The sequence below is a fragment of the Pantoea piersonii genome (assembly GCF_003612015.1).
Taxonomy (GTDB): Bacteria; Pseudomonadota; Gammaproteobacteria; order Enterobacterales; family Enterobacteriaceae; genus Pantoea; species Pantoea piersonii.
The window spans coordinates 204,336-227,256 of sequence record NZ_RARB01000006.1 but is presented as its reverse complement, the minus strand read 5'-3'; the positions used below and the strand labels follow the sequence as shown (position 1 = coordinate 227,256).

Below are 22,921 nucleotides of genomic sequence, written 5' to 3'. Positions count from 1 at the left end.
GCTTATCGCCCCTGAGGGTGTTACTGGACGGGAATCGGGTTATCAGCGACGGACTGGTTAAACTGATTCACCAGCGCGTGCTCGTTCGCGCCTGGGTTATCCCGCACCGGCAGCACGCGGTCAACGATAGCTTCAATGGTGTCGGTGCCCAGCTTGTCGAACGTTTCACGGATAAAGTCTTCCAGCGGCATGGCGCGCGGATCGCCGCTCTTGTAAATCAGGTCGGTATCGACCCACGGCGGGGAGATTTCAATCACCTGAACGCCGCTATCGCGCAGCAGGAAGCGCTGCGACAGGGTGTACGAGTGAATGGCCGCTTTGGTGGCGGAGTAGAGCGCATTGGTCGCCAGCGGCAGGAAGGCGAGCACCGAGCTGTTGTTGATCAGCACCGCGTCCGGCTGCTGTTTCAGATGTTCAATAAAGGCGGCACTGACGCGTACCGGGCCGAGAATATTGGTATTGAGCAGGGTCACCGCCTGTTCGTCATCCAGCTCGCCTGCGGCATTATCAAAGGGCATGATGCCGGCGTTGTTAATCACCACGTTCAGCGCCGGGTAGCGCGTCAGGACGCTCTGCGCGGCGGCTTTGATGCTGTCGGCGTTCGTCACGTCCAGCACCATGTAATCCATGCCTAGGCTGGCGGCGGTGACCTCTTTCAGTAGCGCTTCGCGGCGGCCGGAAATAATCACCTGGTTGCCCAGCTGATGAAACTTCTCGGCCATCGCGCGGCCAATGCCAGAGGTGCCGCCGGTGATGAAAACAGTGTTGTTAGTCAGTTTCATGGTCATATTCCTTCAGATAAACGTGGTGGAGTCGTGAAGTTGTCAGGGTCAGTCAGTGCAAAGAAACGAGCTGATAGCGTTCAGCGGGCGCGTCGCTGCCAAGATGCGGGATCATCGCCTGGCGCGCCTGTTCGTAGTCCCTCCACAGCTTTTCGTTTTGCAGAGAGGGGATAGTGATCAGCTCGCCGCGGGCAAATCCTGTGAGTGCGGCGTCAACCATCTCCTGCGCGCTCATAACGATTTTTGGGTCAAGCTGGCTAACCGGCAGGCCGCCGTTGTCCCAGAACGGCGTAGCGGTGGCACCGGGCAGGACCGCCTGCACCTGAACGCCTTTATCTGCCAGTTCGTGATGCAGCGACTGGGAAAACGCCAGCACGTAGGCCTTGCTGCCGCCGTAGACGCCGTTCAGCAGCTCCGGCGCGATACTGACGATGGAGGCGATATTGATGATGGCGCCACGGCCTCTGGCGACGAATCCCGGCACCACGGCGTAGGTCAGGCGGGTCAGCGCCGTGACGTTAAGGTTGATCATCGCGGTCATCTGTTCGGCATTGCTCTGCAGCAGCGGGGTATGCGTGCCGATGCCAGCGTTATTCACCAGCAGGGTGATACTGGCGTCCTGCCGCAGCTTCTCTTCCAGCGCGGCGAGCTGCGCGGCATCGCCTAAATCAGCCGCCACGACCTCGACGCTGCGGCCGCTGTCGGTGGTGATATGCTCCGCCAGCTGGTTCAGGCGGTTATGGTTGCGCGCCACCATAATCAGGTCGTAACCCATGCGCGCCAGGCGGCCCGCGTAGAGCGCGCCCATGCCGGTTGAGGCACCTGTTACGACGGCCGTGCCGCGGTGGATCTCTTTTTGCTGCGTCATACTGTTCACCTTGTCAGTTATCGGGCGGGTGAATTCAGAATACGCATTCAGGCGATGTCGCGACTGACGCAGAGGGTAGTGATTTCGGACATCATGATGACCGGAAAACCGGCCATCATGCGGAAGAAAGAGAAGCGGAAAACGGAGGGGGAGAAGCGATCAGGCTTTGCCGGTACGCAGCGCCTGCGGAGGAATACCATAGCCGCGGATAAACACTTCCCGCATATGACGGCGGTCGCGGAAGCCCGATTCACGCGCGATAACCTCCATCGACAGCCGACTCTGTTCAATCAACAGCCTGGCGTTTTCGAGCCGCAGGCCTTCAATCGCTTTAGCAGGCGACTTACCGGTTTCGGAGCGAAAAAGGCGGCTGAGCTGACGGGCGCTGACGTGCACCGCATCGGCCAGCTCTTCAATACTGAGGGATTTGCTGAGGTTTTTACGGGCATATTCCAGCGCAGACTGCAGGCGATCGCTGCGCGGCGACAGCATCAGCATTTCCGAGTGCTGCGTCTGGCCGCCTGAGCGGCGGTGGTGCATCACCAGCAGGTGCGCCACGCTGCGCGCCACCTCCGCGCCCAGATCTTTCTCCACCATGCCGAGCGCCATATCCAGCCCGGCCGTAAGCCCGGCGGAGGTCCAGACATGCTCGTCGATAATGAATATGCGATCCTCCTCCACCCGCGTGGTGGGATGCAAAGCCTTCAGGCTCTGCGCATGCACCCAGTGGGTCGTGGCGCGGCGTTCCGACAGCAGCCCGGCCTGGCCCAGCACGAACGCGCCGGTGCAGATGCCCGCCACGCGTCGCGCTTTCAGGGCGTGCGTCTGTAAAAAGTCGACCACGCCTGCCGTTGCGGGCAGCTCCAGCGGCGTCAGCACCCCGGCAACCAGCCAGGTGTCGATCTGCGCGTCGGCATCCAGCCGCTGGCTGTCGACCCCAAAGCCGTATGAGGATTTAACCGGGCCGCCCCGTTCTGAATAGACCGTACAGGCATAAAACGGCTCGCCAGCTACCTGGTTGGCGAACTCAAAAATACTCAGCGTGGAGAGCCCTAAAACCTGAAAGTAATCAGAAATCAGTAAGCCTACCCGATGCATCCTTTTATCCTCTATATGCGTTGATTCGCCGACAGCAGGGCCGCTTCGCCATGTCCGAAAACGGGGTGAGTATGCATCAGCGCCGTAATCGACTTGAGCTGTTCGCGCAGCAACCGGTGCAGTTCGCGGATCGCCGGGGAAAACTGCTTGCGATGCGGGCAGATAAGGTTGAGCGGCACCGCCTCGCCGGGCCGTTCCGGCAGCACTATCTCAAGCCTGCCTGCCAGCACGTCCGCGCTGACGTCGATCCAGGATTTATAGGTAATTCCCATGCCTGCGACCGCCCAGCGGCGCGCCACGTCGGCGTCATCGCACAGCATGCGGCTGCTTACCGTCAGCTGCCGCCTGACGCCATTTTCCGGAAAGGACCATTTGTCATACACGTGTCCATTCAGGGTATAGAGCAGGCAGTGATGGCGCAGCAAATCTTCAAGCTGCTGCGGCCGGCCATGTTTTTGCAGATAGGCGGGCGACGCGGCCAGCACGCGACGGTTATCTTCCGCCAGCGGCAGGGCGACATAGCTGCTGTTTTCCAGCACGCCGTAGCGAATGGCCACGTCCACCGGATCGCGAAAGACGTCGCTGACGTGATCGGAGAGGGAAATGCGCAGCGATATTTTGGGATGCTTTTCGCAAAAGGCGGTGATAACCGGCAGAACGACGTTGCGCCCGATATCAGAGGGAACGGCTATTTTCAGCTCGCCCTGCATTTCATCTTCGCTGCCCTGCAGCTGTTCGGTGCCAGCCTGCAGAATCGCCAGCATCTCCTGAGCGTAGGGGAGCCAGGCTTCACCGTCGGCGGTGAGGCGCAGGCTGCGGGTGGATCGCGCAAACAGGCGTTTGTTCAGGTCGCGCTCCAGACGGTTGACCGCGGCGCTGACCTGGCCGGGAAGGATATCGGCCTCGCGGGCCGCGCTGGAAAAGCTGCCAAGTGCGGCAGAACGGACGAACAACGTGACATCTTCAAGACGTATCATGCAGGCTTCCCTGGAGAAGATTTACCTGAATCGCCGCTCAGGCTTCGCGGTCATTGATTGATGCGCCTTGAGGCAGCCTGCAATAAGCCCGGCGCGTCGGCGGGTGGGGCGACCTCGCGCTGAAGAGATCAGAAAGCGGCGGGTGAATGCGGGATGCGCAAAAGGCGCGACAGACAGCGTTCTGCCTGTCATCTGGCTGTTTTTGTAACAGAAAGCGCGCAGGCGCGCTACTGACATCATGCGGCAGCGCGCCCAGGCTCAGCGGTGGTGCGCTGCGGATCGCGCCATAAAGGTCGCGGCGCTGTCGGAACTCGAATCGATAAACACCACGTCGTCGGGCGAGCGGCGCGGCGTGTCCAGCGTAAGAAAGATCACGGGCTCTTCCAGCAGCACGGGCAGGGCGTGCACGACGTTGCGCTCAAAAAAGAGCATATCGCCGGGGCCGAACTCAGCTTCGGTCGCCGCATCTTCCATCCAGAATGTGCCTCTGCCTGAGAGCACATACAGATATTCATCACACTCGCGATGATAGTGGGGAGGAACGCCCCGGTAGGCGCGAAATACGCGGCTGCTGGCCTCAGGTCGATCGGTCAGATAGATATCCGCCAGCAGGGTAGTCGCCGTCGCGGGCAGTTGTGCGGCGATCTCGGCGGGTCTGAAGCGTGCGGATTTTTGTGATGACAATTCGGCCATGGCGGCTCTCCTTAAAAAGAGTAGGTCAGCTCAGGCGGCCTGCGGATCGCGTCGGCCGCCTGGCGCGATCAGTTCACGTTGGGAAAATCGACTACCGTATCGTTTACCCGGTTAACCATATTGGTAAACAGGATGGCGCTGACGGCGCCGAGGGTTTCCACCACCTGCCGAACGGTGAAGCCCGCCTGGCGAAAAGCCTCAACGCGCTCGGCCGGAACGGTGCCGCGCGAAGAGACAACATACTGAACAAACTGCACCAGCGCGTTGATACGCGCGTCTTCGCTAAAGCGAGCCTCACGCAGTTCCTTCGCCTGCTCATCGCTGTAGCCCGCTTTCTTCGCCATCAGCGTGTGCGCGGCCAGACAGTAATCACAGCCTGACTCTTCGCTTATCGCCAGGTTAATCGCTTCCAGTTCCCGCGCGCTCAGGCTGCCCTTGTGCAGCGTGGCGTTGAGCTGCAGCATCTGGCCGAGAACCTCCGGCGAATTGCCGCCGATGGTCAGATAAGCGTTCGGCACTTTGCCCATGCTGCTTTTGATGGCGCTGAACAACTGGGCGGCTTTGCCCGCGGCTTCGTTTTCAGTAATGCTCGCTAAACGGCTCATAAAAGACTCCTGTATTCATTGAGAAAAAAGGCAGGCGTCAGAGAGGAGTTGCTCGCTCCGGCGCGCTGAATTCAGGAGCACAGTACTGCGGCGGCAAAAAGAGAAAAAGCGACCCTGGAGAACAGCACTTTCTCTCGTCGAGGTAAAATCAGCGGCGAATCAGAGTAGCGGCGCGTGGGTAAGCCTTCTGCCGCTACTGGCCGTTTTTTTGCTGAATACTCTGGCAGATGGTGGTTTTAAGCCATTGCGTAGAGGATTTTTTCCCGCTTCGCTTATGAGAGTAGATTTTTACGGTGAAGCGGGGCACGGCGAAAGGCAGGCGGAAGATCTTCACGCTGGCGAGCGGTTGCAGACGGTTCGCAACGGAAGAGGGGATCGCCATAAGCAGTTCGCTCTCCGCCACGATAAACGGCGAGCTCAGCATCGAAGGCGTTTTTAGCGTGATACGGCGCGCCAGTCCGAGACGCGCAAGGTGGGTATCCAGCAATCCCTTCTTTTCGTTCCAGGGGGTCACCACCAGATGCCCGGCGGCGAGATACTCCTCCAGCGTCAGGCTCGATCGTGCGCTATGGCTGAGCACGACAAATTCGTCGCTGAAGAGATCGATCTCCTCCAGATCCGGGTGTATGACCTCATCCGGTTCGCTGAAACTTAGCGCCAAATCCACTTCTCCCGCCAGTAATTCATTCAGCGCCGGTTTATGAGGCAAATAGCAAAGCTCAAAATCAATGCCCGGCGCCGTTCTCTGCACGCTGTTCATCAACCCAGGAAAGACGCTGAAAGCGGTGTAGTCGGTTACGGCAAGACGAAACGCCTCTTTGCTCTTCAGAGGATCGAACGGCTGCACCGGATTAAGGTGCTGATTCAGAGCGGATAAGGACGCCGCGATATAAGGCGCCAGCTGGGAGGCGTAAACGCTGGGACACATTTTATGCCCTTCGCGATAGAAGAGCGGATCTTTAAGAAATTCACGCAGCCGGGTTAAGGCATGGCTCAGCGCAGAGGTGCTCATAGAGAGTTCAGCTGCTGCCAGCCGGACGGAACGATGCCGGTAGACCGCATCGAAAACAGGGAGCAGGTTCAGATCGAGCCGCCGCAGCACATGATGCATGAAATTCACCTGTAATTGATTTTATTGCACTTAATTCATTGAAAGATACCGATTATCCTTACCGGCATCAAACTGTTTGGTTAAGGGAAAGTTTATGAGTGTTATGATCCGACCGGCCCGCCTGGAAGATGCTGACGCTATTTATAATATGATCAACGGTTTAGCCGTTTACCGGGACGCGCCGCTGGAGTCTGTTCCCGATATCGAAGAGGTGCGAAAGTCGCTGTTTTCACCAGAAACCACGGCTGAAGCCTGTATTTGTGAAATTGACGGGATAATCGCTGGCTATTCAGTCATTTCGATGAGCCATGCGGCATGGTTAGGCCGCCGCAGCCTGAATATGGAAGATTTATATTTTACCCCCGACTATCGCGGGCGAGGCGCGGGCAAGGCGATGCTGCAATATATCGCGCAACTGGCGGTCAGTCGGCAGTGCAGCCGTATTGAATGGAACGTCCTCGAGTGGGATAACTGCGCCAAAGAGTTTTACCACAGCATCGATGCGCTGCCCCTGAGCGAGTGGGTTCGCTACCGGCTGGACGGCCCCGCGCTGCAGAAGTTCGCCGCCCGCGACGCCTCCTGAACAGCCTGTTTGCGCACGGCCTGATGCTTGCGGCCGTGAAGCGCGCGTTGTTTTTACCGCATAAAAAAAATCGCCACGGCGAGGCTTGAAAACTCTCCGGATGCATCTATAACTGTCACTGGACAGGGGAGACGCCTGTTCCCGATGAGCTTTTGAATGAACGACTAATTCAGGAGGTTATCACTATGTCTTTACGTAATTTCCCGGTGTTTCCTTTAATCAGCGATTCGCTTTTTTCCGATCGCTTCAGCCGCATTGACCGCCTTTTTAGCCAGCTGACCGGCGATACGCCTGTTGCCGTCGCGCCCCCTTATAACCTCAAACAGCTCGACGACGAGCGCTATACGCTCACCCTCAGCGTGCCCGGCTGGAAAGAGAGCGAGCTGGAAATCGAAGTGGCGGGCGGTCGCCTGACGGTGACCGGTCGAAAAGAGGAGCGTACCGAAAACGAGGCGTCATCTGACAGCGATCGCAGCGATGGAAGCTGGCTGCACCGCGGCATCAGCCGCACCGATTTCCGTCTGAGCTACAGCGTGCCGGAGCATATGAAGGTGACGGAGGCGAGACTGCAGGACGGGCTGCTCAGCGTTGGCCTGCATCTGGAGATCCCGGAAAGCGAGAAACCGCGCCGCATACCCATTGCGCACCATGCGTCGGATGTAATTGAACATCAGGCTTAAGCCATCAGCCTGACCATCGGTGGAGGGTGCCGCTATCGGCATCCTCCCGCTATACATGCATCTGGAAATCAGGAGGACTGTCATGAACAGCATTATCGTACCGGCAGACCGGCGGCTTTACCCGTCAGTAGCGGATGAGAGCGTGATGGCGGTCAGGATGAAACTGGGTAATTCACGGCTCCAGGTCAATTACCGCCGAGTGCCAGGCGGCATTATGCCGGTTATCGCCGTCGATTTTTTCAACGAGAAAGGGAAACTCTATAGCCTGCAATATCATCTGCCGCCGGATACCCCTGAACGGACCGATCGCCGGATCTCGCTTCTGATGCGGCTGATAGAGAAAGAAGCTGGTCAGGCGTCTTTTGCGGCAGCGCTTTAAAATTTACTACGCGCTTTTAACTCAACAGTGGAAAGAGGGGAAAAAAGATGCTGACCGCCTTACTGGTAAACGCTTCATTTACGTCAACGCTGCTGGTGATGACGGCGTTTGCCCTGAAAGATATCAATAAATGAGATGTTTTTAGCAGTGACGTATTCAGCGACGTTTTAAAACAGCCATACGGCGACGTATGGCTGTTGTTGTCGGCGTGGAAATGGAACGCGTTATGAAAGGGTCTTGAGGAACGCCAGCAGATCGGTGTTCAGCTGCTCGGTATGCGTTACCGCAAAGCCGTGCGGCGCATTGTCGTACACCTTCAGCTGCGCGCCTTCAATCATCTCTGCGGCCAGCTTGCCGGTGGTTTCGAACGGCACCACCTGGTCGTTGCTGCCGTGAATAACCAGCGTAGGCACGTCGATTTTCGCCATATCGGGACGGAAATCGGTGGTGGAAAACGCCTTAACGCACTCCAGCGTACCCTTGAGCGACGCCAGCAGCGCGATATTCAGGGTCTGCGTCAGCACGCCTTCAGAGACGGTCTGTCCGGCATTGGTGCCATAAAAAGGAACGGCGAAGTCGCTGATAAACTGCGCGCGATCGTTGCGCAGCCCGGCCAGAATGCCGTCGAATACCGACTGATCCACGCCCTGCGGGAAATCTTCCCTTTTGCCGAAAGCTGGGGTGACCGCGCCCAGCAGCACCAGGCCATCTACGCGCGCCGAGCCGTAGTTGTTGATGTAGCGCGTCACGTCGCCGCCGCCCATGGAGAAACCCACCAGCGTGACGTTCTGCAGGTCGAGATGGGTAATCAGATCGTTGATATCGGATGCGAACGTATCGTAGTCATAGCCGGTCCACGGCTGATCGGAGCGGCCGAAACCACGACGATCGAACGCGATGACGCGGTAGCCGTTTTCCGCCAGCAGGTTCAGCTGGTTGTCCCACATATCAGCGTCCAGCGGCCAGCCGTGGCTGAACAGAACGGGCTTCCCGTTGCCCCAGTCTTTAAAATAGATTTGCGTACCGTCAGCAGTGTTAATCGTGCTCATTGTCTTTTCCTTGTGATGTTGAATGAAAAGCAGCTGTTATTCAGGCGCAACCAGATAACGCGCAACCGGCATCTGTTCGGCCTGATGGAATGCATAAACGCGGTTTTGAATTTTCTGGTCGTTCATGGTGTAGCGCTCAAGCTGGCGCAGATGCTCCATCCAGGAACCCACCACAAAGGTCTCAACGAAAAGGCCCGGCTGAAGGATATCTTCATAGACCGCCCAGTTGATGGCGCCGCCGCGCCGACGGACACGTCTCATATCCTGCATGCAGAGGGTAAAGGCGTGCGCGTCGGCCTGGCGGATCTGATACTCGTAGCTCACCCGCACCGGTCCGCGATCGTGATGAATATCGAGCGCCGGAACCGGCTCGCTGATTTCGCTGACATCAAGGTTGAGGTCGGGATCTTTATCAAGACGCCAGCGCAGCACGGTAAGGCTGGCTAGCGCCATACCCAGCGTGGCGACGCAGAGCGAGACCGGGATACCGTAGCGGGACGCGAGCTGCCCCCAGACGGCGCTGCCCAGCGTCATCGAGCCGAAGAAAACGGTGAGATAGACCGCCAGCGCGCGCGCTTTAACCCAGCGGGCAGCGCTGCGCTGTGCACCCAGGTTCAGCGTCGAGAGCACGGCGATCCACGCAAAGCCGGTAAAAAACTCAAAGGCGTTCAGCAGCCAGAAGTGCCTGATAAAGGCGAGCGCCAGCATGGTCGCGGCAAACATCAGGCTCGCCAGCACCATCAGCCGATCGGGATTGAACCGTTTACGCAGCCGCGGCAGCAGCACCGCGCCGCTGATGGCGCCTACGCCGATACAGGCGAGCATAATGCCGTAACCACCCGGGCCCAGCCCCAGCTCGCGACGCGCCACCAGCGGCAGCAGGGCCCAGCCAGCGCTACCAAAGACAAAGAAGGCGACGGTACGCACCAGCACGTTGCGCAGCACCGGCGCGGCGTGCACATAACGCAGACCCGCGCGCACCGCCGAAAAGAAGTGCTCCGGCGGCAGCCGTTGCACGCTGGGCGCTTCTTTCCAGCGGTAGAGCACCCAGGCCACGCCGAGCACGGAGAGGGCGTTTAGCATAAAGACCATCCACGGCCCCGCGAACGACAGAATCAGACCGCCGAGCGCCGGGCCGATGGCGCGGCTGATGTTGATGCCGAGCGAGTTCAGCGCGATAGCGGGACCCAGCTCCTCTTTGCTGACCAGATCCGGCACGATGGCCTGAAAGGGCGGCGAACTCATTGCTGCGCCAGCGCTCATCAGAAAGGCGGCAATCAGCAACACCAGCGGCGTAACGTGCCCGGTGAAAGAGAGTAAAGTCAGACCGGTTGCGGCAATAAACACCCACAGCTGCGAAAAGAGCAGGTATTTGCGGCGATCGATAATATCCGCCAGCACGCCGGAGGGCAGCGCGAACAGGAACATCGGCAGGCTGCTGGCCGCCTGCACCAGCGCCACGTTCAGCGGATCGGCGCTGAGCGTCAGCATGGTCCAGTTGACGCCGACGTCGTTCATCCAGGAGCCAATATTGGAGACGACCGTCGCTATCCACAGCATGCGGAACAGAGGCTGGCGCAGCGGCTGCCAGGGCGATGCGGCCGTCGGGACGGGCGCGATCGCCTCGTCCGGGGTGACGGCATTGATATCGTTAACCTGCGCCATAGCGTACCTCTCTGCGCGCGTCGGAGCCGATGCGCCACTGACCCGGACCGGTAATGGCCAGCGTGGTAAAGATAATCAGTAGCAGCCAGCCAAACTGGCCTTCGGCAATGCTCCAGCCGGGGTGGACAACGGTCATGGCGACCAGCAGCACGCCGATAATCGGCAGGCAGGCGAGCCGGGTAAACAGGCCGAACAGGATAAAAATCGGGCAGATAACTTCGGCAAATATAGCCGGGATCAGGCTCATATAAGGACCGAGGCCAAAGGGATCCTCGATCCGCGTCAGTTCTTCACTGAAGTGAAACACCTTCGGCAGGCCATGCACGTAGAGCAACAGCAGGCAGCCGGTCAGGCGCAGGAAGAACAGCCCCGCATTAATGCGGGGCGGCTGAGAAAATCGCGTCGTCATGGCGATTAAAACGCGAAGCAGCTGCAGCCGAGCGCGCCCCAGAAGGCGTTCTCCTCGGACACCGGCAGGCTGGCGCCGCGCGCGATATCATGCGAGTGGCTGTGCACGCCGCACGGACCACTGCACTGATGAGGCATCTGCTGCATCCCTACGCGAGTTGCTGCGGTCGGCGGCGCGCTGCGGTAGTGACCCGGCACCTTGACGACCGGCGACCACTCCGGCAGAACCGGAATAGAGGGCGGCGCTTCACTGTTAAACGCGCCGGCGGCGTAGACGATGTTGCCGTCCACCAGGGTCAGCACCGACTCGATGCCTTTGATCTCCTCTTCCGGCACGCTGAAGTAGTCTTTGCTCAGCACCACCATATCAGCCAGCTGGCCCGCTTTGATTTGACCTTTTTTACCCTGCTCGCTGGAGAACCAGGCGCTGCCCTGCGTCCACAACATCAGCGCGGTATCGCGATCGAGACGCGCGTTGACGTCATACATCTGCATGCCGCCGACGGTACGGCCGGAGACCAGCCAGTAGAGCGCGGTCCAGGGGTTATAGCTGGCGACGCGCGTGGCGTCGGTGCCCAGGCCAACCGGTACGCCGGTCTCCAGCATACGCGCCACCGGCGGCGTATGGCGGGTCGCTTCAATACCGTAACGCTCGGCAAAATATTCGCCCTGGAATGCCATGCGGTGCTGCACCGCAATGCCGCCGCCCAGCTCTTTGATACGGTCGATATTGCGCTGGGTGACGGTCTCCGCATGGTCGAAGAACCAGTGCAGGCCGTTGAACGGGATCTCGCGGTTAACCTTTTCAAATACGTTGAGCATGCGGTCGATCGATTCGTCATAGGTAGCGTGCAGGCGGAACGGCCAGCGATGCTCCACCAGATGGCGCACCACGCGCTCCAGCTCATCCTCCATGCCCGGCGCCAGATCGGGACGCGGCTCGAGGAAATCTTCAAAGTCGGCAGCGGAGAAGACCAGCATCTCTCCCGCGCCGTTGTGGCGGAAGTAGTCGCTGCCCTGGCCCGGCGTCAGCATATCGGTCCACTTTTCAAAATCTTCCAGCTCGTGTCCCGGCCGCTGAGTAAAGAGGTTATAGGCGATGCGGATCGTCATCTGCTTCTTCTCATGCAGTTCGGCGATGACCTCATAGTCTTCCGGGTAGTTTTGAAAGCCGCCGCCCGCGTCGATGGCGCTGGTGAGGCCGAGACGGTTCAGCTCGCGCATAAACTGGCGGGTGGAGTTGACCTGCTGCTCCAGCGGCAGCTTCGGCCCTTTCGCCAGCGTGGCGTAAAGGATCATGGCGTTAGGACGCGCGATCAGCATGCCGGTCGGGTTGCCGTTGCTGTCGCGCTGAATTTCGCCGCCCGGCGGGTTCGGCGTATCTCGGGTGTAACCCACCACTTTCAGCGCGGCGCGGTTGAGCAGGGCGCGGTCATAGAGGTGGAGGACGAACACCGGGGTATCCGGCGCGGCTTCGTTGATCTCGTCCAGCGTCGGCATGCGGCGCTCGGCGAACTGAAACTCGGTCCAGCCGCCCACCACGCGCACCCACTGCGGCGACGGGGTGCGTAGCGCCTGCTCTTTCAGCATGCGCAGCGCATCGGCGACCGAGGGCACGCCTTCCCAGCGCAGCTCCAGATTGTAGTTCAGGCCGCCGCGGATCAGGTGCAGGTGCGAGTCGTTAAGGCCCGGCACGGCAGTATGGCCCTTCAGGTCGATGACTTTGGTGCCTTCGCAGTGGTGCTGCATGACGTCAGCCAGGCTGCCCACTTCCAGAAATTTGCCGTCGCGGATGGCAACGGCATCGGCGATTGGGTTGCCGCGATCGACCGTATGAAACCGGCCATTAGTGAGAATGACGTCTGCTTTACCAAGGGTAACCATAGAAACTCCTGAATGAAGGCGTCCGAAGCGGCAAGATCGGCCGTGGACAGCGCATTGTCCTGCCGTAAGTGCAGGTGACTGGGATGGCGGGATTATGATCGGGAGGTCTGGAAAGCGTCTAGTTATACAAAAGGATAGGTATACGTTCGTATAGGTATACCTAAGGATAATAGTTTGAAAAAGAAAAGGTTCTTACACTGCGCTCAGACAGTGACCCACCGGTAGCGCGACATCACGCCACTGGGTTAACAGGAAAACTGTTATTTACTGCCGTTAAATTTTTCCACGGTATGTAGCCATACTAACCTCAATGGGCAAAGACATGACCAATCGCAAACTTGAAGTACTGACGCCGCAAAACTGCCAGATCATCTTTATCGACCAGCAGCCGCAGATGGCTTTTGGCGTTCAGTCAATGGATCGCCAGGTGCTGAAAAACAACGTCGTGGCGCTGGCGAAAGCGGCGAAAGTCTTCAACATTCCGACCGTACTGACTACCGTTGAGACAGAGAGCTTCTCTGGCAACACTTTCCCGGAGCTGCTGGACGTGTTCCCGGGCCAGGACATTCTTGAGCGCACCTCAATGAACTCCTGGGACGATCAGAAAGTGCGCGACGCTCTGGCGGCAAACGGCAAGAAAAAGGTGGTGGTTTCAGGCCTCTGGACCGAGGTGTGCAATAACTCCTTCGCGCTGTGCGCCATGCTGGAAGGCGATTATGAAATCTATATGGTGGCTGACGCATCAGGCGGCACCACTAAAGAGGCGCACGACTACGCGATGCAGCGCATGGTTCAGGCTGGCGTGATCCCGGTGACCTGGCAGCAGGTGATGCTGGAATGGCAGCGCGACTGGGCCCATAAAGAGACCTATAACGCCGTTATGGACATTGCGAAAGAGCACTCAGGCGCTTACGGCATCGGCGTCGATTACGCCTACACCATGGTTCACAAAGCGCCTTCTCGCCAGAAGAGCGAACACCGTACGCTGGCGCCGGTTCCTGCGAACGTTCGTTAATCTCGCCAGCTGGCCGGTGGTTCCTGTGGCCGGCCAGCCATGCTGGAAAGGAAAACCTGTGACTCCTTTATTGATCTCTCTGGGCGCGGGCGTGTTAATCGGCCTGGTGTACGCGCTGCTCAAGGTTCAGTCGCCCGCTCCGCCGGCGGTCGCGCTGGTTGGCCTGCTGGGTATGATCGTCGGCAGCTCCCTGGGCGGCGGGCTGTTTCACCGCGAGGCATCCGCTGTCGTTCCGGTAAAGGAGCAGACGCAGGGTGCCGCGGATAAACGCGCGGTATCCCCTCCACTGACCGCGAAACAGGCGAACTGATGATGCTGAAAACCTATTCTGTTTCGCTGGCGGCTGGCATGCTGGCCGGTCTGATTTACGCCGCGCTGGGCGTGCATTCACCAGCGCCGCCAATCGTTGCACTGCTGGGGCTGTTTGGCATGCAGGTGGGCGAACACCTTATTCCGCTGGTTAAAAGCGTGCGTCGCCGTCAGCCGGTTAACCTGCGCTGGTTTCGCCATGAATATCAACATAAAATCGGCGACACACCCCCGCCCTCAGGTGACAAAGCCTCCTAAGGAAGCGCCTCACGCAGGCCTGAGTTTCACGTAAGGAAAACAGCATGCAGCTGTCGCAGCGCATCGTCGTCGTCGTCGATGATGAACGTTCTGTCCGCAATGGGCTTACCAACTTGCTTCAGTCTGAAGGTTATCTCACCCAGGCTTTTGAATCGGCAGAATCGCTTCTCTGTGATGAAGGCGCGATGGCGAATGCCGCGCTGTTTATCATTGATGTGCAACTGAAAGGCATGAATGGTTTCGAGCTTTTCATCAATCTTACCCGGCGGCTCTCCAGTCCGCCGGGTATTCTCGTTTCCGGCAACGGAGATGACAGCATGCTGCGGTACGCCATCGATCTTGGCGCAGTCGCTTTTTTGCCAAAACCTATCGAGATTGATACGTTGTTTGAACATATCCGTCAGGCGTTCTCCTCGAGGGCCGCTCGCCAATGAGCATCAATCCGCAAACGTCAGATTTAGCAGAAAACGATTCAATCGCGCTGTCAGACGATATCTCCTTTAGCCCGCTGGCGCAGGAGGGCAATGTTGAGTGGTTTCTGTGTCGACATGCGGTTACCGGCGAAACCTTTGTGCTGGCTACCGCAGGCAATGAAGAGTCGGTTTTTCAGGTTACGCAACTGCTGAAAAATGAGTATGCGCTGCGTACCAGACTCTCTGAGCGCTGGGCGTTAAAACCCCTGAGCCACACGCTCTGTCAGGGCCGTTACGCCCTGATTTACAGCGCCTTTAACTACCGTACGCTGGCGGATATCCTCAGTATGCCCCCTGGCGGCATCGCTGAATTTCTTGCCAGCGCAACGCTGCTCTGCAATACGCTGAGCCTGATGCATCAGCAGGGTCTGGTGCACGGCGATATCAAACCGGCGAACTTTTTTTACAGCGATGAAGGCACCGTTCACCTTGGCGGCTTCGGACTGGCATCGGTAGACAGCGACCTGCTTCAGCAGCCGCGCCTGCCGGTCGCGGGCGGCACGCTCGCCTATATGTCGCCTGAGCATACTTCCCGCTCAGCGCACCCTGTGAGCCGCGTGAGCGATTTGTACAGTCTGGGTATTGTGCTGTATGAGTTATTGACCGGCAGACTCCCTTATGGCAATGCCGATGGCGGCCATGCAGAGTGGGTACACCACCATATTGCGTCAGAAGCGCTGCCGCCTCATCTGATACGACAGGAGATCCCGGCTGTTCTCTCCGCCATCATCTTACGGCTGCTGGCGAAATCGCCGGAGTACCGTTACCAGACGGCGGAAGGGGTACTGGCCGATCTGCGGCGTTGCGCATCGACGCTGAGGCCGGATGGAAAGATAGAGACTTTTGCTCTCGGCATGCAGGATTCTCAGGCTGCGAATTTATCATCCGACGCGCTCTGTTCGGATCATCCTCAGGCGACCGATATTCTGGCGGCTTTCGACGAGGTCAGCAGAAGCGGCAAACACAGTCTGGTGGTGATAAGCGGCGCGCCGGGCGCGGGCAAATCTTCGTTGATCGCCTCGTCGTTTAAGCTGCTGCGGAATAAGAACGCCCTGATGACCGTCGTTAAGGCGGACCGCCACTCTCCCGTTTTACCCTACGCTGTTTTTACCGCCGCCTTCAGAACGCTGACGCTGCATGTGCTGGGTCTTCCCACCGAAGAGATGACGCGCTGGAAGGCGCACATCGCCTGCCTGCTGGGCGACTATGCCGGGCTGGCGGTCAACCTGGTGCCTGAGCTGGGCGTATTGCTCAATCAGAAAGCGGCTGTTCATACGCATACGCACTCTCTTGACGCCAGAAATCGCTTTAACCTGGTGGCATGCAGCCTGGTTAAAGCCTTTACGGCGCCGGGCCGTCCGCTGGTTATTCTTATCGACGATGTTCACTGGGCCGACCGCGCCACGCTGCTGCTGCTGCAAAACCTGCTGACTCAGAGCGAGGAGATCCCTCTGCTGCTGGCGATTGCACATCGTGACAGCGTTTCGTTACCTTGCGCCGCGATAGCCGAGAATCTGAAAGCTGTCCGGGCCTGCGCGGCCCGCATTACGGATATCACGCCCGAGCCCTTTTCAGTAAAAAAGATAACAAACTGGCTGGCCGGGCTTTTTCATACCCGCAGCGGCGAGACGGCAGAGCTGGCGCAGCTTATTCACGAAAAAACCGCAGGCAACCCGCTCGCAACGCATGATTTTTTTCGCCAGGCGCTGCGCGACGGCTTTATATCCCATAACGCGCCATTTCGCTGGGCCTACGACGCGCAGGCGATCAAAAACTGCCACTATGCGGCAAACGTCGCGGCCAGCGTGTTGCAGCATCTGACCACGCTGCCGCTGCCGACCCGCCATCTGCTGGGGAAGTTCGCCTCTCTGGGCAGCGCAGGTGAGCTGGATACCATGAGCAGCATCCTCGATCTCGCCGTGGCGGAGATTGAACGGACGCTTCTGCCAGCGGTAGTGGCAAAGCTGATTTCGCTGAACGGCAGGGAGTACGCTTTCATGCATGACAGTATGCATGAGGCGGCGCTTAATCTGCTGGAACCCGCCGAACAGGATGCCTTCCATTATCTGGCCGCGCTGCACTATATGCATAAGTCGAACGTCGACATCACCAGTGCCGTTCTTTTCAGGGCCGCGCACCACCTGCTGACGATTAAAAATAGCGGGCTGCTGGCGCATGATGCGCATACCTTCGGTCAGCTGCTGCTGAAAGCGAGCAGGCGAGCGAAAGATAGCGGCGATTATTTCTCGGCACTGCGATACCTGCGAACCGCGCGCTTGCTTCATGACAGCACGGGCAGCGCCGATCAGGGGGAGTTTTTACTTGAGGAGGCCGAGTGCGAATTCCTTAACGGCAACCTCGCTGTCGCGCTGGCGTTGTGCTCGGAAATCGCGGCCTCGCCCGGCGAGATAACGGAGAAAGCTGAAGCGGCCTGTCTGATCGCCGAAATTCATATGCGCCAGTCAGACAGCAAACTCGCGCTGGAGACTGCGCTTGCCTGGCTGGCGGTGTTCGGCATTCAGCTCAACCGCTACCCGGACAGCAAAGAGTGCGATGCGGCACGGATCCTCCTCAAAGAGGCGGTCGGTAAAAACCCCTATTCCCGGTTCCGCGCGCTGCCGCTCCTCAACTGTAAAAAAACAGAAGCGGTCATGAACCTGATGGCCAGCGCCAGCACCTTTGCCGCCTTCAGCAATCCGCGGCTGCACTTTATGATCCTGTGCCAGCTCCTGCATCTGACGATGGCGCGCGGCCTGAGCGGCGCATCGACTCTCGCCTTATCCTGGTATGGCGTGGTGTGCGGCGATCAATATGCTGAATACAGCCGGGGATTCGCCAGTACGCTTCTGGCGCGCGAGCTGGTGTATAAACATGATTTTGTGAGTTTTAAAGCGCGTACGCTTCTTCCGCTTGATCAGGTCAGCGTCTGGACGATGCCGCTGACCTATGCCATTGAACGCGCAAAAGCCGCCTTTGACGTCGGGGTTGAGACCGGCGACAGGACGTCAGCCTGCCTGGCGCTGCGCCATATGGTGATGAACTATCTTGCCCGCGGCGACCATCTGGAGGCTGTCCATACCTCTGTCACGCGCGGCATGCTGTTTGTCCGTAAGGCGCAGTATCGGGACGTAGAGGTCGTTCTGAGCATGCAGCTGGATTATATTCAGTTCCTGCGTAAGCCGCGCGGAAGCGAATTTTCAGGCCGCGATTTCCTGCCTCCGACGCTGGAGGCGGTGAAAGTTGAAAATGCCGTTGAGCCTATGTATCTGATCCAGTTCTGGACGCGGCTCTATAAAGGCATGGCGCACTTTTTCGCCGCTGAATATGCCTGCGCCGCGCAGTACTTCGCCGATGCAGCGCCCTTTACCGACCATATTCCCGGCCATGTGCACATGCTGGATTTCCATCTCTACAGCGCGCTGGCGCTGACGATACCGCTGAAGCCTGGTCCCCTCAGCGGCCCGTTACGCCAGCAGCTGCAGCAGCATCTCGACAAACTCGTCACCTGGGCGAATGTAAACGCAAAAACCTTTTCAGACAAAGAGGCGCTGCTGCGCGCTGAGCTGCTGCGCCTTGACGGAGAGGCTGCGCTGGCGTCCGAACAGTTTGAAAAAGCCATCGCTTTGTCGCGCGAAGGGCAGTTCCATCATATCAACGGGCTGGCGTGCGAGCTGGCAGCGCGTATGGCGTATGCCAGAAATATGGGGTTCTCGGGCGATGCCTATATCAAAGGGGCGATATCCGCCTGGGATCGCTGGGGCGCGGGCGCGAAGGTGCGCCAGCTGGAGATGCAGTATCCCTCTGTTACCGGACATCACACGCAGACCGCGCTGAGCACCGTCTCCTTTGAGCAAAGCGCGGTGAGTAGCGATCTGCAGAGCATGGTGACGGTGATGCGCGCGCTCACCGAGGAGATCAATCTGGATCGCCTTATTCATATTCTGATGATGATGCTGGTCGAGCGGGCAGGGGCGCAGCACTGCATGCTGATACGGCTGACCGAGGGCAATATACCGGAAATTCAGGCGAGGGCGTCCACTACCGTCGAAGGGGTGAAGGTCAAAATTGTGCGCGAACTCCCCACCGCGACCGATCTCCCGCTTTCGGTTTTATCTGCGGTGATCCGCACCGGCCAGGAGATTCGCACCGGTAAGCCGGAGGTGTTCAGCCCCTTCAGCCAGGATAATTATCTGGTGGCGTCTGGCGCGGCGGTCATGTGCGTGCCGATGTTCCGACAGGCGCAGATGGTCGGCGTGCTCTATCTGGAAAACCGGCTGATGCCTGACGTCTTCACCGCCGATCACTCCAGGATCGTATCAATGCTCGGGGCGCAGGCCGCCGTCTCTCTTGAGACCGCTCGCCTCTATGCCGAACTGGTCGATGAGAACAACCAGCGCCGCAAAATCGAAAAGCAGCTGCGCGCCAGTCAGACGTCGCTGATGCTGGGGGAGAAAATAAGCCATACCGGCACCTGGCACTGGCACGTTGAGCCCGACATCCAGTACATCTCCGACGAATATAAACGCATCATGGGGCTGCCGGACACGCAGATCACCACCTCAATGGCGGAGTTTCAGCGTCGCGTTCACCCGGACGATATCCTCTCTCTGCGGGAGCTGATTGAGACCAGCGTTGAGAAAGGCGTCGTTATGCAGGCGGAGTTTCGCATTATCCGCGATGACGGCGAGTGTCGGTACATTAAAGGCATTGGCGAACCAAACGATAACTGGCCTGAAGTGGCGGAGTATTTCGGCACCCTGACGGATATCACCGCGCAACGCCAGTCTGAGGATGCGGTCAGGATCGCGCAGGCGGATCTGGCTCGCGTCGCCCGCGCGACCACGGTGGGCCAGCTTACCTCTTCCATCGCTCATGAGATCAACCAGCCGCTGATGTCGATTGTAGCGAACGCTGGCGCGGGTCTGAGATGGCTGAAGCGCGAACCGCCGCAGCTGGAAAATGTCAGCCAGAGCATGGAGGAGATTATCCGGGAAGGTCGCCGCGCGGGCGATATTATTCGCGGGCTTCAGGCGCTGACCCGTAACCAGGCGGCGGAGTTCGCTCCGGCAAGGCTGCACCCTATCGCGCGGGATATATTAAACCTGTCGCGGCTTGAGCTGGAGCGCCGGTTCGTCTCCCTTGAGCTGAACCTGGCCGCTGAGAGTGATGAAATTTTTTGTGAGAGCGTACAGATTCAGCAGGTGCTGCTTAACCTTGTTATCAACGCCATCGAAGCCATGACCGACAACGCGGGTATGAGCATCCTGCGTATTTCCTCCTCCCAGCCGGGCGACAACCTTATCCGTATGGAGGTCGCTGATAACGGTACGGGCCTTTCCGATGAGATGATCGGAAAAGTGTTCGATTCGTTCTACACCACCAAAGCGGAGGGAATGGGCATGGGGCTGACGATCAGCAATGAAATCATCAAACGACATGGTGGAGAATTACGGGCGGAAAACCGCCCGGAAGGCGGGAGCGTTTTCTGGTTTACGCTGCCTTTGGCGCCCGCATCTCAAGCCTGAAGCAGGGCGATCCAGGCAGCAACGGGGCGCGGTTAGCTTTGCTCAGGCAGACCCAGCTTTTCCGCCGCCCTGACGAGGTCCGAGACTGACCGGACCGCCATTTTTTCCATTACCCTGCGCTTATGCACCTTAGCCGTTATTTCGCTGATCCCCATTTCAGCCGCAACCTGCTTGTTCAGCAGGCCGCGAATAACATACTGCATAAGCTCTTTCTCGCGCGGCGTCAGCGAACTAAAGCGCGCGGTCATTGCTCGCTTCTCCTGCGACGCCAGCGCGCATTTTTCCGACAGCGCCAGTGCTTCTGAAACCACCCTCAGCAATGCGTCCGGCATAACGGGCTTGGTGAGGAACTCAAATGCACCCGCCTTCATCGCCCTGACGGTAAGCGGGATGGTGCCATACCCGGTCAGAAAGATGGTCGGAATCGAATAGCCCCGCTCCGTCAGATGAAGCGAGACATCAAAACCATCAAGCCCCGGCATGTTCAGATCCACTATCAGGCAGCAGGGCGTACTGTAATCGGCCTGGTCAAGAAAGGCAGACGGAGAGAGAAAAGTCGAAACCTGGTAACCTTCGGAACTGAGAAGGTTCTGCAGCGAGGCGATGACCGATTCTTCATCATCAACGATATAAATTGTTTTATCCATAAGGATGCATTCTGGCTTTTATTCTTTCTGTGTTTGCAGGCGAGTCAATATATCCTGAACGCAGTATGAATGGAATCATCCATTGTAATGGCTAACAGCGTCATGCGTCGCTTACCCGGCTGATATTGTGCAGGTTTTAACGGCACAGAGGAAAATCATATTGATATTTTATCAGGCAATACATCATTTTCTGTTTATGCCTCGTCCTTATCACCAGGCAAGTTTTAGCATGTTAGTCTATATATTAAGGCAGTTAATCCAGCGTCTGTAATAATTCTGTCGCAGAACTTACAGACTATTCCGCTTGCAGGGTTTATGTCGCGTTTCTGGTTGGTTATTTATAGCCGCAGCTTTTTTAAGACCCTTTTTTCACCGTTAATTCTGGTTTAAAAAATGTCGCTGACGCTGGCGTTTTATTTATAAGAGATCCCGCAGAAAGAGGGCGCAGGCGGCTTTTAAAATCGCCGCGTGCGGTTGAGTAATTAGCGGAAAGTCGCCCGGCCCCCGCTTCTGCTGTTATCCAGCAGCCCTAACGCAAAGGCAGACAGGAGTCGGGAAGGGCGCTGCGGTGTTTATAGCACAGGGAGAAGAAGGCAAAAATCAGCACCAGTTCTGCGGCATCCCCGCCGTAATACATCCATTCCGCCGCCGCCTCTATTTCACTTAACGGGCTCATGGTCGCGCGTGGATAACCGTAGCCATACATGATCTTTGCAAGAATGCCATGGGCCGCCGTCGCCAGAAACAGAACGGCGAGGCGCATCGCCCTGCCGGGACGACGCGGCGCAGGATCGGGGCCCGCAATCGACCAGGTGAACAGATAGCCGGAGAGGACAAAATGGAGGTGCAGGAAAACAAACGCCGCGGGATGGGTCATGCTAAACAGATAAAACGGCGTCAGGTAGAGCAGGTACATGCCGCCGATGTCGAGCACCGCCGCAGTGACAGGATGAATAAGCACACGAACGGGTCGAGCGTTAAGGAACGCCATCAGCCTGCGTGACATTTCGCGCGATGCGTTACGCAGCAAAAGTATCCCCGGCGCGCCAAATACCAGGCCGAGCGGGCCAAACATGCCCAGCAGCAGATGCTGAACCATATGACCGCGCATATCCCGGTGGGCCCAGTCTGCTATCGGCGGCAGCATCGCCGCCATAATCATCAGGATCCCGGCGGAAAAGCTCGCCGTTCGCCAGCCGCTCCAGCGCGAGCGGGGCGAGCGCCGCAGTCGATAAGCGTAAAAGAGATAAACGCAGAGTATCAGCGCGGGCAGCACAACCAGCAGCAAAAGCAGCAGCGCCGTGGCGCTCGACGAGCCATGATGCATGGCGTGATCCATCAGCGTTTCCCTGCCGACCGGCGCAGCAACATCCAGCCGATAAGCAGCAGTAGCAACCCTGCTGCATTCCAGGTCAGATCGTACAGCAGCAGGTTATCTACGTATCGGACCTGATGCAGTCGGAGAAGTTTATGATCGACGATGCCATCAAACAGCTGGAATCCACCGAGGCCAAAAAAGAACCCCGCCCAGGCGGGCAGGCGATCTATCGCCTGACGGCGACGTAAATCGGCAAATAAATAGAATCCCGCGACAAAAAAGATCAGCTCGCCGGAGTGCAGTATCCCGTCGGACAGCAGGCTGAACGCTGGCGTGCCCCAGTCAAAAAAATGGTGCCAGGCAAGGATCTGGTGAAACACAACTTCATCCAGCGCAGCCATCATCCCCACCCCAAGCGGGATCGTTGCCATCAGTGACCGCCGGGGATCTTTCCGCTCGGGTAAGCTCATTGTCCTCTCCTGAGGTTGTCTGGTTTTCTTTGCCGTAAAATCCTGGTAAAAAAATGCGAGAAGTCCAGTTTTTAACTGAAGGTTCTTCACCATGACCGTTTCGCTTTTCAACTAGCAGCCAGGC

General features: G+C 58.2%; 22 protein-coding genes. 8 read left to right on the top strand and 14 right to left on the bottom strand.

Annotation, left to right across the window (positions count from 1 at the left end; genetic code table 11):
• Positions 1 to 20: 20 nt before the first annotated feature.
• The 7 genes from D7S44_RS17090 to D7S44_RS17060 form a co-directional block, all read right to left on the bottom strand.
• Positions 21 to 782 (bottom strand): SDR family oxidoreductase, encoded by a 762-nt coding sequence (locus D7S44_RS17090; protein ID WP_120456861.1) that lies wholly within the window; start codon positions 780 to 782, stop codon positions 21 to 23.
• Between the two features lie 52 nt (positions 783 to 834).
• Positions 835 to 1,650 carry an SDR family NAD(P)-dependent oxidoreductase gene (locus D7S44_RS17085; protein ID WP_120456859.1) on the bottom strand — a complete coding sequence of 272 codons (816 nt, stop codon included), beginning with the start codon at positions 1,648 to 1,650 and terminating at the stop codon, positions 835 to 837.
• Between the two features lie 159 nt (positions 1,651 to 1,809).
• Entirely contained in the window at positions 1,810 to 2,748 is a 939-nt protein-coding gene (locus D7S44_RS17080; RefSeq protein ID WP_120456857.1) for a GlxA family transcriptional regulator, read from the bottom strand.
• Positions 2,749 to 2,759: 11 nt separating this feature from the next.
• On the bottom strand, positions 2,760 to 3,725 hold the full coding sequence (locus D7S44_RS17075; RefSeq protein WP_120456856.1) for a LysR family transcriptional regulator: 966 nt from the start codon (positions 3,723 to 3,725) through the stop codon (positions 2,760 to 2,762).
• A 258-nt stretch (positions 3,726 to 3,983) separates the two neighbouring features.
• Complete coding sequence (locus tag D7S44_RS17070) at positions 3,984 to 4,418, bottom strand: cupin domain-containing protein (RefSeq protein ID WP_120456854.1); 435 nt, start codon at positions 4,416 to 4,418, stop codon at positions 3,984 to 3,986.
• A gap of 68 nt (positions 4,419 to 4,486) precedes the next feature.
• Entirely contained in the window at positions 4,487 to 5,023 is a 537-nt protein-coding gene (locus D7S44_RS17065; RefSeq protein ID WP_120456852.1) for a carboxymuconolactone decarboxylase family protein, read from the bottom strand.
• A gap of 193 nt (positions 5,024 to 5,216) precedes the next feature.
• On the bottom strand, positions 5,217 to 6,134 hold the full coding sequence (locus D7S44_RS17060; protein ID WP_120456850.1) for a LysR family transcriptional regulator: 918 nt from the start codon (positions 6,132 to 6,134) through the stop codon (positions 5,217 to 5,219).
• Between the two features lie 94 nt (positions 6,135 to 6,228).
• On the opposite strand from D7S44_RS17060, the gene D7S44_RS17055 reads away from it, so the two are divergent.
• The 3 genes from D7S44_RS17055 (at position 6,229) to D7S44_RS17045 (ending at position 7,776) form a co-directional block, all read left to right on the top strand.
• Positions 6,229 to 6,717, top strand: coding sequence for a GNAT family N-acetyltransferase (locus tag D7S44_RS17055; protein WP_120456848.1), 489 nt, complete (start codon positions 6,229 to 6,231; stop codon positions 6,715 to 6,717).
• 185 nt (positions 6,718 to 6,902) lie between these two features.
• Positions 6,903 to 7,397 (top strand): Hsp20 family protein, encoded by a 495-nt coding sequence (locus D7S44_RS17050; RefSeq protein ID WP_120456846.1) that lies wholly within the window; start codon positions 6,903 to 6,905, stop codon positions 7,395 to 7,397.
• Positions 7,398 to 7,479: 82 nt separating this feature from the next.
• A complete protein-coding gene (locus D7S44_RS17045) occupies positions 7,480 to 7,776 on the top strand; it encodes a hypothetical protein (protein ID WP_120456845.1) in 297 nt (98 codons plus the stop codon).
• Between the two features lie 224 nt (positions 7,777 to 8,000).
• On the opposite strand, the gene D7S44_RS17040 is transcribed toward D7S44_RS17045, so the two are convergent.
• Genes D7S44_RS17040 through D7S44_RS17025 form a run of 4 tightly spaced genes read right to left on the bottom strand, consistent with a single transcriptional unit; the run spans position 8,001 to position 12,782 of the window.
• Entirely contained in the window at positions 8,001 to 8,825 is an 825-nt protein-coding gene (locus D7S44_RS17040) for an alpha/beta fold hydrolase (protein WP_120456843.1), read from the bottom strand.
• 36 nt (positions 8,826 to 8,861) lie between these two features.
• Entirely contained in the window at positions 8,862 to 10,490 is a 1,629-nt protein-coding gene (locus D7S44_RS17035) for an MFS transporter (RefSeq protein ID WP_120456841.1), read from the bottom strand.
• Positions 10,477 to 10,899 (bottom strand): DoxX family protein, encoded by a 423-nt coding sequence (locus tag D7S44_RS17030; protein WP_120456840.1) that lies wholly within the window; start codon positions 10,897 to 10,899, stop codon positions 10,477 to 10,479. Before D7S44_RS17030 ends, D7S44_RS17035 begins: the two co-directional genes overlap by 14 nt.
• Positions 10,900 to 10,904: 5 nt before the next feature.
• The gene (locus D7S44_RS17025; protein ID WP_120456838.1) at positions 10,905 to 12,782 is read right to left on the bottom strand and encodes an amidohydrolase; all 1,878 of its coding nucleotides are present in this window, start codon (positions 12,780 to 12,782) and stop codon (positions 10,905 to 10,907) included.
• Positions 12,783 to 13,104: 322 nt separating this feature from the next.
• Here D7S44_RS17025 and D7S44_RS17020 point away from each other — a divergent pair, with 322 nt between their 5' ends.
• Genes D7S44_RS17020 through D7S44_RS17000 form a run of 5 tightly spaced genes read left to right on the top strand, consistent with a single transcriptional unit; the run spans position 13,105 to position 20,362 of the window.
• Positions 13,105 to 13,797 (top strand): hydrolase, encoded by a 693-nt coding sequence (locus D7S44_RS17020; protein ID WP_120456998.1) that lies wholly within the window; start codon positions 13,105 to 13,107, stop codon positions 13,795 to 13,797.
• A 58-nt stretch (positions 13,798 to 13,855) separates the two neighbouring features.
• Positions 13,856 to 14,107 (top strand): DUF1427 family protein, encoded by a 252-nt coding sequence (locus D7S44_RS17015; protein WP_120456837.1) that lies wholly within the window; start codon positions 13,856 to 13,858, stop codon positions 14,105 to 14,107.
• Between the two features lie 2 nt (positions 14,108 to 14,109).
• Entirely contained in the window at positions 14,110 to 14,364 is a 255-nt protein-coding gene (locus D7S44_RS17010) for a DUF1427 family protein (RefSeq protein WP_120456996.1), read from the top strand.
• Between the two features lie 44 nt (positions 14,365 to 14,408).
• Positions 14,409 to 14,798: a response regulator transcription factor gene (locus D7S44_RS17005; protein WP_120456835.1), complete on the top strand. Its 390-nt coding sequence runs from the start codon at positions 14,409 to 14,411 to the stop codon at positions 14,796 to 14,798.
• Positions 14,795 to 20,362 carry an ATP-binding sensor histidine kinase gene (locus D7S44_RS17000; protein ID WP_120456834.1) on the top strand — a complete coding sequence of 1,856 codons (5,568 nt, stop codon included), beginning with the start codon at positions 14,795 to 14,797 and terminating at the stop codon, positions 20,360 to 20,362. Before D7S44_RS17005 ends, D7S44_RS17000 begins: the two co-directional genes overlap by 4 nt.
• Before the next feature lie 32 nt (positions 20,363 to 20,394).
• Here D7S44_RS17000 and D7S44_RS16995 read toward each other — a convergent pair whose 3' ends face one another.
• From D7S44_RS16995 to D7S44_RS16985, 3 genes are all read right to left on the bottom strand, one after another.
• Positions 20,395 to 21,009, bottom strand: a complete 615-nt coding sequence (locus tag D7S44_RS16995) for a response regulator transcription factor (protein WP_120456832.1) — start codon at positions 21,007 to 21,009, stop codon at positions 20,395 to 20,397.
• A gap of 529 nt (positions 21,010 to 21,538) precedes the next feature.
• A complete protein-coding gene (locus D7S44_RS16990; RefSeq protein ID WP_120456830.1) occupies positions 21,539 to 22,348 on the bottom strand; it encodes a cytochrome c oxidase assembly protein in 810 nt (269 codons plus the stop codon).
• Positions 22,348 to 22,908: a DUF2243 domain-containing protein gene (locus D7S44_RS16985; RefSeq protein ID WP_240629484.1), complete on the bottom strand. Its 561-nt coding sequence runs from the start codon at positions 22,906 to 22,908 to the stop codon at positions 22,348 to 22,350. The genes D7S44_RS16990 and D7S44_RS16985 overlap by 1 nt, the downstream gene beginning before the upstream one ends.
• Positions 22,909 to 22,921 lie beyond the last annotated feature (13 nt).

What these genes read in the sequence shown, in the direction of transcription:
- D7S44_RS17090 (WP_120456861.1), bottom strand. Translation starts at nt 782, where the DNA reads ATGAAACTGACTAACAACACTGTTTTCATCACCGGCGGCACCTCTGGC.
- D7S44_RS17085 (WP_120456859.1), bottom strand. Translation starts at nt 1,650, where the DNA reads ATGACGCAGCAAAAAGAGATCCACCGCGGCACGGCCGTCGTAACAGGT.
- D7S44_RS17080 (WP_120456857.1), bottom strand. Translation starts at nt 2,748, where the DNA reads ATGCATCGGGTAGGCTTACTGATTTCTGATTACTTTCAGGTTTTAGGG.
- D7S44_RS17075 (WP_120456856.1), bottom strand. Translation starts at nt 3,725, where the DNA reads ATGATACGTCTTGAAGATGTCACGTTGTTCGTCCGTTCTGCCGCACTT.
- D7S44_RS17070 (WP_120456854.1), bottom strand. Translation starts at nt 4,418, where the DNA reads ATGGCCGAATTGTCATCACAAAAATCCGCACGCTTCAGACCCGCCGAG.
- D7S44_RS17065 (WP_120456852.1), bottom strand. Translation starts at nt 5,023, where the DNA reads ATGAGCCGTTTAGCGAGCATTACTGAAAACGAAGCCGCGGGCAAAGCC.
- D7S44_RS17060 (WP_120456850.1), bottom strand. Translation starts at nt 6,134, where the DNA reads ATGCATCATGTGCTGCGGCGGCTCGATCTGAACCTGCTCCCTGTTTTC.
- D7S44_RS17055 (WP_120456848.1), top strand. Translation starts at nt 6,229, where the DNA reads ATGAGTGTTATGATCCGACCGGCCCGCCTGGAAGATGCTGACGCTATT.
- D7S44_RS17050 (WP_120456846.1), top strand. Translation starts at nt 6,903, where the DNA reads ATGTCTTTACGTAATTTCCCGGTGTTTCCTTTAATCAGCGATTCGCTT.
- D7S44_RS17045 (WP_120456845.1), top strand. Translation starts at nt 7,480, where the DNA reads ATGAACAGCATTATCGTACCGGCAGACCGGCGGCTTTACCCGTCAGTA.
- D7S44_RS17040 (WP_120456843.1), bottom strand. Translation starts at nt 8,825, where the DNA reads ATGAGCACGATTAACACTGCTGACGGTACGCAAATCTATTTTAAAGAC.
- D7S44_RS17035 (WP_120456841.1), bottom strand. Translation starts at nt 10,490, where the DNA reads ATGGCGCAGGTTAACGATATCAATGCCGTCACCCCGGACGAGGCGATC.
- D7S44_RS17030 (WP_120456840.1), bottom strand. Translation starts at nt 10,899, where the DNA reads ATGACGACGCGATTTTCTCAGCCGCCCCGCATTAATGCGGGGCTGTTC.
- D7S44_RS17025 (WP_120456838.1), bottom strand. Translation starts at nt 12,782, where the DNA reads ATGGTTACCCTTGGTAAAGCAGACGTCATTCTCACTAATGGCCGGTTT.
- D7S44_RS17020 (WP_120456998.1), top strand. Translation starts at nt 13,105, where the DNA reads ATGACCAATCGCAAACTTGAAGTACTGACGCCGCAAAACTGCCAGATC.
- D7S44_RS17010 (WP_120456996.1), top strand. Translation starts at nt 14,110, where the DNA reads ATGCTGAAAACCTATTCTGTTTCGCTGGCGGCTGGCATGCTGGCCGGT.
- D7S44_RS17005 (WP_120456835.1), top strand. Translation starts at nt 14,409, where the DNA reads ATGCAGCTGTCGCAGCGCATCGTCGTCGTCGTCGATGATGAACGTTCT.
- D7S44_RS17000 (WP_120456834.1), top strand. Translation starts at nt 14,795, where the DNA reads ATGAGCATCAATCCGCAAACGTCAGATTTAGCAGAAAACGATTCAATC.
- D7S44_RS16995 (WP_120456832.1), bottom strand. Translation starts at nt 21,009, where the DNA reads ATGGATAAAACAATTTATATCGTTGATGATGAAGAATCGGTCATCGCC.
- D7S44_RS16990 (WP_120456830.1), bottom strand. Translation starts at nt 22,348, where the DNA reads ATGGATCACGCCATGCATCATGGCTCGTCGAGCGCCACGGCGCTGCTG.